Origin of the sequence: Streptomyces sp. CB02923 (assembly GCF_001905005.1) — a bacterium.
Lineage (GTDB): Bacteria > Actinomycetota > Actinomycetes > Streptomycetales > Streptomycetaceae > Streptomyces.
Genome location: NZ_LWKZ01000023.1, coordinates 1,000,410 through 1,010,624, shown reverse-complemented (window position 1 = coordinate 1,010,624; position 10,215 = coordinate 1,000,410). Strand labels below are relative to the sequence as shown.

The 10,215-nt window shown below is 71.7% G+C and carries 8 protein-coding genes; 1 reads left to right on the top strand and 7 read right to left on the bottom strand.

Annotation, left to right across the window (positions count from 1 at the left end; genetic code table 11):
* Positions 1-83: 83 nt before the first annotated feature.
* The 7 genes from A6A06_RS22595 to A6A06_RS22565 form a co-directional block, all read right to left on the bottom strand.
* Positions 84-914 carry a 2OG-Fe(II) oxygenase gene (locus A6A06_RS22595; protein ID WP_079194227.1) on the bottom strand — a complete coding sequence of 277 codons (831 nt, stop codon included), beginning with the start codon at positions 912-914 and terminating at the stop codon, positions 84-86.
* Between the two features lie 338 nt (positions 915-1,252).
* Positions 1,253-2,875, bottom strand: coding sequence for an ABC transporter substrate-binding protein (locus A6A06_RS22590; RefSeq protein WP_073763068.1), 1,623 nt, complete (start codon positions 2,873-2,875; stop codon positions 1,253-1,255).
* A 14-nt stretch (positions 2,876-2,889) separates the two neighbouring features.
* The gene (locus tag A6A06_RS22585; RefSeq protein WP_073763067.1) at positions 2,890-5,028 is read right to left on the bottom strand and encodes a hypothetical protein; all 2,139 of its coding nucleotides are present in this window, start codon (positions 5,026-5,028) and stop codon (positions 2,890-2,892) included.
* 119 nt (positions 5,029-5,147) lie between these two features.
* Positions 5,148-5,612 carry a DNA-binding protein gene (locus A6A06_RS22580; RefSeq protein ID WP_073763066.1) on the bottom strand — a complete coding sequence of 155 codons (465 nt, stop codon included), beginning with the start codon at positions 5,610-5,612 and terminating at the stop codon, positions 5,148-5,150.
* Positions 5,613-5,981: 369 nt separating this feature from the next.
* Positions 5,982-7,580, bottom strand: coding sequence for a SpoIIE family protein phosphatase (locus A6A06_RS22575; protein WP_079194226.1), 1,599 nt, complete (start codon positions 7,578-7,580; stop codon positions 5,982-5,984).
* Positions 7,581-7,841: 261 nt separating this feature from the next.
* Positions 7,842-8,081: a cold shock domain-containing protein gene (locus tag A6A06_RS22570; RefSeq protein ID WP_242440873.1), complete on the bottom strand. Its 240-nt coding sequence runs from the start codon at positions 8,079-8,081 to the stop codon at positions 7,842-7,844.
* Positions 8,082-8,425: 344 nt separating this feature from the next.
* The gene (locus tag A6A06_RS22565; RefSeq protein WP_073763063.1) at positions 8,426-8,995 is read right to left on the bottom strand and encodes a TetR/AcrR family transcriptional regulator; all 570 of its coding nucleotides are present in this window, start codon (positions 8,993-8,995) and stop codon (positions 8,426-8,428) included.
* A 213-nt stretch (positions 8,996-9,208) separates the two neighbouring features.
* Here A6A06_RS22565 and A6A06_RS22560 point away from each other — a divergent pair, with 213 nt between their 5' ends.
* Positions 9,209-10,213, top strand: coding sequence for an alpha/beta fold hydrolase (locus A6A06_RS22560; RefSeq protein ID WP_242440872.1), 1,005 nt, complete (start codon positions 9,209-9,211; stop codon positions 10,211-10,213).
* Positions 10,214-10,215: the final 2 nt, after the last annotated feature.

The following is a 10,215-nucleotide window of genomic DNA, read 5'->3' as shown; positions in this document are numbered from 1 at the left end:
CAACAGCGGTGTCGGGAGCGGAGCCGGGAGCGGCGGCACCTCGCCGGGGCCTCCGGGAACGGCCGGGCAAAGGCGCCGCCGGATCAGCTCCAGTACTGCAAGGGCTCGTCGGGCCCCTTGCAGGCGATGAACGCGGCCATGCCGACGCGGTGCCCGTCCCGGGCCGGGGTGACGCCGTGCAGCATCCGGGAGCTGAAGAGGACCAGGTCGCCCGCCTGCGGGTGGATCACATGGACCGGGGGTTCCACGGTCGCCGGGTCCAGTCCCTCGACCTCCAGGATCGTGCGGGTCTCCGCGCTCGTGGGGTCGCGCCGCCACAGCTGGAGGTCGCCGCCCTCCTCCGGCACCTGGAGATACACGTTGGCGACCAGCTGCTCGGTCACCCCGGCGATCTCCGGGGCGTCCGTCTCCTGCTCGATGTGGTCGTTGTGCGGAGGGAAGACCGAGGCCGCCGGGCGGAACACGCGCAGCGCGCCGACGAAACACGGCCGGCCGCGCAGCCGCAGCAGATTGGCACCGGCCGGCCAGCATTCCTGGAGCAGCAGCCGTACGTGGTCCACCGGGGAGAGATACGGCGCGAACAGGGCGCGCACTTCATGGGTCGAGGGCAGTGCGGCGTCGTGGTACCGGTCGGTCAGTTCGGGATTCCACGCCGTGTCGATGTGCGGCATGTGAACTCGTCCCACCGTACTCGTATATTTCTTGTGATAATTCCCCAGCGCCTTGTGCCGCACGGCTTTCCGGGCCACTTCCGCGGCGATCCGCCGGTCGCAGAAGCCGGGTACGTGAATGGCGGCGATCTCTCTGCGGGTCAGACGCAGCAAGGAATCCGGAGTCAGCTCGTGCGCGAAGTCGCCGTCCCCGGGGGCGTCGCACGCCACGCGGACACCGGCATCGGAAGAAGTCGAGGTCACGTCGTCACTCTCCACTCGGCATGGGAAGAGAATTCGAGGCAGCGCTGAAGCATATGACCAAACCCATTGCCTTTCCGCTCCCTTCCCTGCGCACGTGCCCGGTTCCTCCTGCCGCCCGTGCCCGGTTCCGGAAAACCCGGGCACGTCCCGCACAGCCTCTCCCGGCCCGCCTCCCGTCCGCACCGCACTCTCCGGCAGCCCGCTCCATCGGGGGAACGAGAAGGCCCCTCATGGACGAGTGCCGGTGGAACGACGTTCCGACAAACTGCGGAGAAGAATGAACATCCCGGTCCCGCCGAAGACCGTGCCGGTCCGCCGGAAATGGTTCCGGTCCCGCGTCAACCGGTGCCGCTGGGCACCACGCAGTCGGCCGGCTGGGGCTTCTTCTCCGGCCAGCCCAGACCGACGAACGCCACCCTGCGGATGTGCGGGTCCAGCTGGACCACGGCCACCGGCTTGTCGTAGGCGTTGCCCCCGTTGGTGAGGCAGATCCAGCCGCTCGTGCCGCGTACCCGGTGCGCGGCCTCCAGGCGCGGCCACTCGGCGGCGACGCGTTCCCGGGACGGTATCGACCCGACGGCCTGCGCGTTCGCCAGGAATACGGCTTCGGCTATGGTGCGCACGCCGTCGTGGACCAGCATCGTGCGGGAATCCTCCAGCTGTACGGGGCCGATGTCGCCGACGGCCTGCCGGCCGATCAGGCCGCGCAGCTCCCGGAGTTCCTCGCGCGGGTCGGTCAGATAGGCCGGCCGGTCCGCGGCCGACGGCTTCCTGCCCGTTTCCGCCTGCCGGTCCTTTTCCCACATGCGCAGCGCCGTGTCCCAGGCGTCGGGATGGCCGGGAGCCGCGTACTGCACGGTTATCGTGGGATTTCCGCCGTCGCCCCGCAGTTTCTTCCAGTCGGCGTCGCTCAGATACCGGTCCAGTGTCGCCGCGCCCGATCCGCTGACGATGGTGTACTTCTTCCCGTGGCACGGCACTTCGGAGAGTTTCAGGGCGAAGAGCCGGAGGTGGACCGGGCGGCCGGCGAAATAGACGATCCGCGCGTCGGATTCGCAGATGTTGTGGCCGATCAGCGCGAAGTGGTTGGCGGTCTGGCCCGGTTCGGTGATGCCCGGCGATTCGTACACCTGGTCCTTCGGGCCGGGCGGGCCCGGTTCCGGCCGGCTGAACGCCTTGGCGAGCGATTCGTCGTAGATGTCGTGCGGCCGGGTGTCCTTGACCAGGACGGTCTCCGCGTCCCGGAGCCCGCCGTGGAAATTGGCGAGCGCGTCCGCCTGCTGCCGGTTGGTGGGGATGATGCGGGCCAGTCCGGGGAAGCGGAGCGGGCCGCTGGGATTGTCGGGATTGGCGATCTCGTCGGCACTGACCCGGCTGGCGAGGACCGGGATCTTCAGCTCGCCGGTCAGCCGCGCGATGGCCGTTCTGGTGGCGCCGAGACTCAGGTTGAATCCGGTGACGGCCCGCAGATTGTCCCGCTCGGAATCCGCCATGGCCGCCAGCTGGTCCACCACCCTTTCCTGCTGCGCGTAGTCGGCGCCGGGATTGGCCAGTACGAGGCGCAGCAGCGGGGTCTTCTCCGTGCGGTTGGCCCGGTACTGCGCCAGGTACGCTCCCTGCAATTCGCTGCGGAGCTGCTTGCGTTCGGCGGGCACTTTCGGCTGGAGGGGCAGCATCATCGCCACGGTGACGCTGTTGTTCCGGTCGGCGACCCGTTTGTTCTCCTTGCGGATCGCCTCGGTGACCTGCCGGATCTCGCCGGTTCCGAAGTCGTAGCCGGAGCCGTTGACGCCGATGCATTCACCGGCACTCCGCACGACTCCCTCGGCGCAGAGATCCGGTTCCCCGATCTTCGCGGGGAGGAGGACGGCGGCGGGGACGACCACGGCCAGAACGACGAGCGCCGTGAAGGCCTTGCGGATCCAGGTGGCCCAGAACGTGTTGTACAGCCAGTTCTTCAACGCCGCACCCTCCCTTACCCGATGTGTCTCGTGCAGGTGCACGGTCTGAGCGGTTGTCTGTTGACGAGCCGGTCGCTCCAGTCGCGGGCCGTGTGGGTCAGCGTGCCCGCCCCGGCGGCGGGCTCCTCCCCCAGCCGCTCCAGCAGCTTGGGCAGGGTGTCGGTCACGGCTTCGTCGAGGGGTCCCGTACGGTCCTCGCAGAGGCGTACGGCGTGCAGCAGCCGGTCGATGCGCTTGTGCCGCACGTCGCCGGGCACCTCGGCCTCGCCCAGCGCCCGCGCCCGCCGGTCGTCGGCACGGCCGAGCAGCGGTGCCTCCGCGATGGCCAGCAGTTCGTCGCACCAGACCCGTGCGCTGCGGGTGAGGAAGGTGCGGTCGAGGTAGTCCGTGACCGCCTCCGCGTCGCCGACCGCCAGATGGTGGTGCATGCCGTGCGCGGCGGCGGAGCCGAAGAGTTCGTCGGCCGCGTCGTCCTCCAGGGCGCGGTAGTGGTCCCGCAGCAGGCTCTGGCCGGCGTGCCAGGCCGCGCCGTCCGCGCGCAGCCGGTACAGGCGCCGCATGAGCAGGCGGCGCAGGCCGAGGTCGCCGATGAAGTGCCGGGGGCAGTGCGGCCAGCCGCTGTCCCCCAGCAGCTCGGCGATGCGGTACGCGGACAGGCGCTCGTCCCGGCCCGCCTGCACCTCGCGCATCAGGACCTGGGCGCATTCCGCGTCGTGGGCCACCGACAGATGGCTGAGCAGGTCGAGCCAGTGCCCGCGCTGCTCCGGCGGGAGTTCCTCCGGCAGCTGCCGGACGATGAGGTCGTCCAGCAGGAGTTCGGCGACCGGTCGGCCTTCCGCGTCCTCCCCCGCGCGTACCCGCGCGTCCAGCAGGGCCCAGTCGGTGCCCTCGCCGGGCTCCCGGAACGTCAGCGACGCGGTCGCCTCCCCCAGCCGGGTCACGAACAGCGGGCGTCCGCCGCTCAGCCGGTGGATGCCGCTGTCGATGCGGAGCTGGGCGGCGTTGTCGCCCTGTGCCCGCCGCACCTGGAGGCGGGCCGTCTCCCGCGACTGCTGGTCACGGGTCAGCATCGGCATACGGACGAGAAGAACGCCCCGGGACAGGGGCGTGAGGCCGGGGACGCCGCCGGCCGGACGGCTCCACCGCGGCAGGCCCCCGTCGGAGGGCCGCCAGCTGACGGGAGTGTCGTCGTCGGTGCCCCCGGCGTCACCGACGTGGTAGAGGAAGCGCCCGCCGTCCTCCCGCCGCGCGGTCGCCATGACCACCAGCCGGTCGTGGTGCCCCCGCTCGCGGTCCTCCAGCACCGGTCTCACCAGCCGTCTGCCCAGGGCGTTGTCCGCGTGGTCGAGCAGCAGGGCGGGGCGGCCGGCCCGGGACAGCCGGCCCAGCAGCGATACGTACGCGGCCTCGATGTCCTGCCGCAGCGCGCGGAAGAGGAAGCCCTCGGCGACCTCGCGCGCTTCGCCGCCCTGCTGGAAGTGGGAGGCCAGGGAGTGCAGTCCCAGCTTCGGGTGGCCGCCCGCGCCCGTGTACTCGCCGTAGCACGCCGCCAGCAGTGCCTTGCCTTCCTGGGAGGTGCGGGCGAGCAGTTCGTCGAGGACGGCGTTGATGAACGGTACGGCTCCCGGGTGGGCCACCAGTCCCGCGACGACGCCGACGTAGGCCCTGCCCGCCCGGTTCAGCACCCCGCGCCAGAAGGAGCCGCGCGGCAGCAGCTCGTCGTGCCGTTGCACCTCGCTGACCAGGGTGGCCGTGTCGGCGAGCGGGTCGCCGGCCGCGACGGCGGCGAGCCCCGCGTACAGGCGCGGGGTGGCGACCGCCCCGCCGTCGCCCTGCCACGCGCCGAACTGCCGGGCGATCTCGCGGAGCACCTCGGTCGTCACCGAACGCGTCTGTGGGTGCTGCTCCGCCTGCTCCCGGTACACCGTCAGGCCGCAGTCGATGTGCGCCGTCGGTACGTGCCGGCCGTACGCGTTCCGTACGCACGCCAGGAGCCGGCCCTTGCCCATACCGGGCCCGCCGACGAGCAGGACCACGGGCAGGTCGGGGCCGTGGAGCGGCTTGCGGTTGCGCCCCTCGCGGGTCTTGCCCAGCAGCCGGGCCAGCAGCCCGTCGTCGTCGAGCAGTTTGCCGAATCCGAGATCGTCAGGCACGGGCCCCCCGAGGCGTCACCGACCGCACCGCTTGTGATGACACGTCAGGTTAGTGCAGACCCGGGCCTTCGGGGGAGAGTTGCTCCCTCCCGAACCTCCCGTCACGGCACCGCCGTCCGCTACTCCTCTCCCGTCTCCCCCTCGGCACGGATACGGCCGACCAGCCGCTCGTACCGCTGCCGGGCCGCCTGCGGAGTCCCCAGCCCCAGCCCGAACGCCACCTCGGGCCAGGTCATGCCGCGCCCGCGCGCCATCCGCAGCAGTCCGGCCTCCAGCTCGTCCAGTTCGCCGCGCACCAGCGGGAGCAGGCTCAGCGCCGCGGTGACGTCCGCCCGGTCCACCTCCGGCTCGCCCTCGGCGAGCCGCGCCGCCCCGCTCATCAGGAACGACACCAGCCGTACGGCCTCGTGCGGCCCGAGGACCGACGGGTGCGCCTGCCGTCCGCGCTGCGCCGGGGTGGCGGCGTGCCGCTCCGCGATCCGGAACAGCGACGCGGGCACCCGTTGTGCGCGTGCCTGCTGCGCGTCCGGCAGCGAGAAGGGGTCCGTGCGGGGGTCGTCGTCCTGCTCGAAGGTGGGTGCCATGGAGCGAGCATGGCGCCACTACGACACCTTGTCAACGGTTCATTGTGAACAACTTGTTTGCTCGCTCTTCGCTCTCTCCGACGGAATCCGACAGGGGCTGGTGGAACGAGGGCACCTTCCGGGGCGGCGACGGCAACCGCTACTGGGTGCGCCGGGACTTCGTGAACTGCTGAGGCCCACACCGGCGGGGGGCGGGCCGGGGCGCCGTCGTCACCGGCCTTCCGCCGCCGAACGACCCCGGCCCGCCTGGGCTTCGTTCGTCTTCCCCGAGGAACGAAGCGAGTCGATACTGCCCACCGCCGCCACCACCATGCACACCGTCGAAACGATCACCCGGACAGCGCAGCGCCGGGCGTGCGGCAGGGGTTCTCAGGAGGCGGGCTCCGGCACCCCCACCGTCTCCGCCCTGCCGCGCGCGCCCGCAGCCACACCGGCCGGCCGGGCGACGACGGCCGGAGCCGGGGCTGTCAGGAGCGTGAACCACACGGTTTTCCCGACGGTGTCGGGTCGCGTTCCCCAGGCGTCGGCGAGTGCTTCGACGAGCATCAGGCCGCGGCCGTTCTCCTCCGCGTTGTCCGCGAGCCGGGCCCGGGGCCGGGGCGTACTGCCGTCCACGACTTCCACGCCCAGTTCCCGGACGCTGTACCAGACGCGCAGCGTCAGCGGCCCGCGCGCATGGCAGACGGCATTGGTCAGCAGTTCCGACGCGAGCAGCATCGCGGTGTCGGCGAGCGCGGTCAGGCCCCACATCCGCAGCGTGCGGTGCAGGAAGCGGCGGCCCTCCGGGACCGAGGACGGCTCGCCGGCCAGATCCACGGCGGCCGTGTCCAGCGGGGCGGTGGGGAAGCCGACGAGCAGGAGCGTGACGTCGTCGGAGTAGGTGGCGGTGTCCGGGAGGAGGGTGTGCAGGACGTGGTCGGCGGCGTCCTCCAGGTCCGTCGAGGTCCTGAAGACATCGCTCAAGGTGGTGGTCAGTAAGCCCAGTTGGGTCTCGATGTCGCTGCGGGGCGTCTCCACGAGGCCGTCCGTGCAGAGGGCCAGTGTCGTACCGGCACGCAGCGGCAGGCGGACCTCCTGGTGCGGTACGCCGCCCACGCCGAGGGGGATGCCGGTCGGCACCGGCAGCGCGCTGACCGTCGCGTCGGGCGCGATGAGCCAGACCGGCAGGTGTCCGGCCGAACAGGCGGTCACCTCGCCCAGCGCCGGGTCCGCCTCCAGGTAGGTGCAGGTGACGAACTGTTCCGGCAACCCGCGGGTGAACGTGTCGAGCGTCTGGATCAGCTCGCACGGCGGAGTCCCGGCCAGGGCCAGCGCGCGGGCGGCGGAGCGCAGTTGGCCCATGACCACGGCCGCGTCCAGGCCGCGCCCCATGACGTCTCCGATGATCACCCCGACCCGCCCGGCGCCCAGGTCGATCAGGTCGAGCCAGTCGCCGCCCACCCCCTGGCCCTGGGTGGAGGGCAGGTAGCGGGTCGCGGCGCGGGCCCCGGGGATCTGTTCGGAGGCGCCCATCAGGCGCAGGGCGAGGGCGATGTGCCGCTGCTGCGCGTACAGTTCGACGAGTTCCCGCTCGGCCTTCTTGCGGTCGGTGAGGTCCCGCGTGATGGAGCAGGCGGCGTGGATGACGCCTTCGCGGGTACGGACCGGCCAGAGCGACACGTCGACGTCCAGCACCCGGCCGTCGCTGGTGGCCCGGCGCGTCTCGTAGTGCTCGATCCGCTCCCCCCGGCCGATCCGTTCCAGCAGCCCGGCCTCCTCGTCCTTGAGGTCCGGCGGAATCAGCAACCCGATGTGCTGCCCCACCACTTCAGCCGCCCGGTACCCGTACAGCCGCTGCGCCGCCGTGTTCCAGAACGTGATCCGACCGTCCAGCGTCTTGGTCAGGATCGCGTCCTGCGAACACTCCACCAGCCCCCGGAACAGCTCGACCTCGCCCGCGCCGTTCCGCGGGGCCTCCACTGACGTCATTCGTGCCTCACTTCGCATGACGCATCGACGCCCCGGGCGGCAGGAGTGCGGCTTCCCGTCACGGACCTGCGGCCGGCCCGGGTACGTCCCCGCCGTGCCCCGCAGACCCTTGCCTGCGAGGGTGCGGATAGTGGAGCATGCGCCGTCCAGCCTCATCGGGTTTGTTCGCTTTTGGACGCGACTGGACTGAACCTTTACGCTTCCCCGTCTGGTTGCGCTTGATTTCGTGAGGCGGTCGCGTGGTGCGGCCGGGCAGCCGGGTCAGGCCGGGGAGCGGTCCCGGCCCGGGAGACGGTAGATGTTCTCCGCCCGGATGCCTTCGAAGTCCTCGACGAGGTTGAAGGAGACGCGCTCTCCCGACGTCAGCGTGCGGGCCGGTTCGTCCCCCTGGATGGCCAAGCGGTAGGCGAGGACGTCCGGCCCTCCGCCGGTCTGGGCAACCAGGCCGGCGCCTCGTTCGTGGTCGAACCACTTGACGATGCCGTGGGGCACAGCGATCACCTCTGTCGGATGGAGCGGGCAAGACATCCCACGGGTGCCCCCTCACCGGTTGTTAAGGGAGCGCATCGACAGGCGCACGTAGCTCGGACCCGGCGCCCGGCACGGCCTTCACTACGGTTCGCACCGTCTCCCCGCCGGAGCCCGAGCCGGTACCCACCCGGTCACCGCACGGCGGGCGCGGCCGGACCGCGTCCCCGCCCCGGACCTACCGGACCTTCGGCGCCGCCCGCACACCGGCGTACGCGCAGGGCGTGCCGTCCCGCAGGGTGGCGAACACCACGGGCATCCAGTCCTCGCCGATGGACGGGCCGTCCCCTTTCGCCGCGGCGCCCCGCCCCGGCCGGTTACGCCACGCCCGCGGCGTCCAGCAGCACGGCCGCCGTGGTCACGGCCAGCCCGGCCAGGCTCTCCACTCCGGCGCCGGCGCGAGCGCTCGCGCCGTCGAAGACCAGGGTCAGCTGCCGCGCCAGCAGCCCGGGGTCGGGTGCCCCGCCCCGCTCGGCCTCGGCGCGGAAGGCGTCGGTCAGGTGCCGCTTGACCTCCTCGGCGACGATGCTCGCCGGGTGCCCGGGGTCCTTGAGCTCGACCTGCGCCGCCAGGAAGGGGCAGCCCCGGTAGTCGGCCGTCTCCGCCAGCTTCTCCAGCCGCTCGAAGACGTACAGGATGCGGGTGCGCGGCGGCCCCGCGTCGACGCTGCGCAGGGCGAGCTGCTCCTCGTACGCCGGGGCGCGCCGCCGCAGACTGGCCGCGAAGACCTCGTCCTTGCTGTCGAAGAGCTGGTACATCGAGCGCTTGGAGACCCCGGCCGTCCTGCACAGCGTCTCGACCCCGATGGAGGCGCCCTCGCGGTAGAAGAGTTCGGCCGCCGCGTCGAGCAGCCGGTCCCGGGTGGACGCCTTGTCTGTACTGGACATGTGGGGAGAATATCGCGCCGCACGCCCCCGGAAACCGATCGGTGCACCATGCCCGGCGCGCGGTGCGACGCACTCCCGGTTCCGGACTCCCTGGTGCAGCCGAAGTCGAACCCGCACCCCGGGGCACACCCCCGGACCTCGATCGTTTAGCGTTCCCCCATGAGAAACCGATCGGTTTCCCCCCGATCGACGCCACGAGACGCCGGAGGACACGTGACAATCGCCGCCATCGAGCACAGCTACGTAGAAGTCAACGGAGTCACCCTGCACATCGCCGAACAGGGCGAAGGGCCACTGGTCCTGCTGCTGCACGGGTTCCCGGAGAGCTGGTACTCCTGGCGCCACCAGTTCGGCCCGCTCGCCGCGGCCGGATACCGGGTGGTGGCACCGGACCAGCGGGGTTACGCCCGCAGTGAGCAGCCCGGCGACGCCGACGCGTACACCCTGCTGCATCTGGCCGGCGACGTGATCGCCCTGATCCACGCCCTGGGCGAGGAACAGGCCGTCGTCGTCGGCCACGACTGGGGCGCACCCGTCGCCTGGGTCACGGCCATGCTCCGCCCGGACGTCGTACGGGCCGTCGCGGGACTCAGCGTGCCGCCCATTCTGCCCGCGGGCATGGCGCCGCCGGAGGCCGCGCGGCAGCACTACGGCGACGGCTTCTACCAGCTCTACTTCCAGCAACCGGGCGTCGCGGACGCGGAATTGGCGCGGGACCCCGCCTCGACGTTCCGCCGTATCCTGTCCAGCGGTTCGGGCGACAACCCCGCCACCGCCACACCGCGCCCCTGGATCGTGCCCGACGGTTCGGCCCTCATCGACTCGGTCCCCGAGCCGGAGCGGCTGCCCGCGTGGCTCACCCCGGACGACATCGACGCGTTCGTCCGCGAGTACGCCAACCACGGGGAGCGGGCGTTCACCGGCCCCCTCAACTGGTACCGGAACATCCAGCGGAACCACGAGCTGCTGACGGCCTTCCGGGGCCGCGGCATCGACCAGCCCGCGCTGTACGTCGGCGGAGACCGCGACATGGTGATGTCGCTGCACGGCATCGACGAACTCCTCGCCTCACTGAAGACGGTCGCACCGAAGCTGCACCGCAGCATCACCCTCCCCGGCTGCGGGCACTGGACCCAGCAGGAACGGCCCGCCGAAGTCAACGCCGCCCTGCTGGACTTCTTCGGCCATCTGCCCGGCCCGGCACCGGCCCGCGCCTGACG

Bases quoted from the DNA above. Each gene is read 5' to 3' on its own strand.
- A6A06_RS22580 (WP_073763066.1), bottom strand. From the start codon at position 5,612: ATGGCACCCACCTTCGAGCAGGACGACGACCCCCGCACGGACCCCTTC.
- A6A06_RS22565 (WP_073763063.1), bottom strand. From the start codon at position 8,995: ATGTCCAGTACAGACAAGGCGTCCACCCGGGACCGGCTGCTCGACGCG.
- A6A06_RS22575 (WP_079194226.1), bottom strand. From the start codon at position 7,580: ATGACGTCAGTGGAGGCCCCGCGGAACGGCGCGGGCGAGGTCGAGCTG.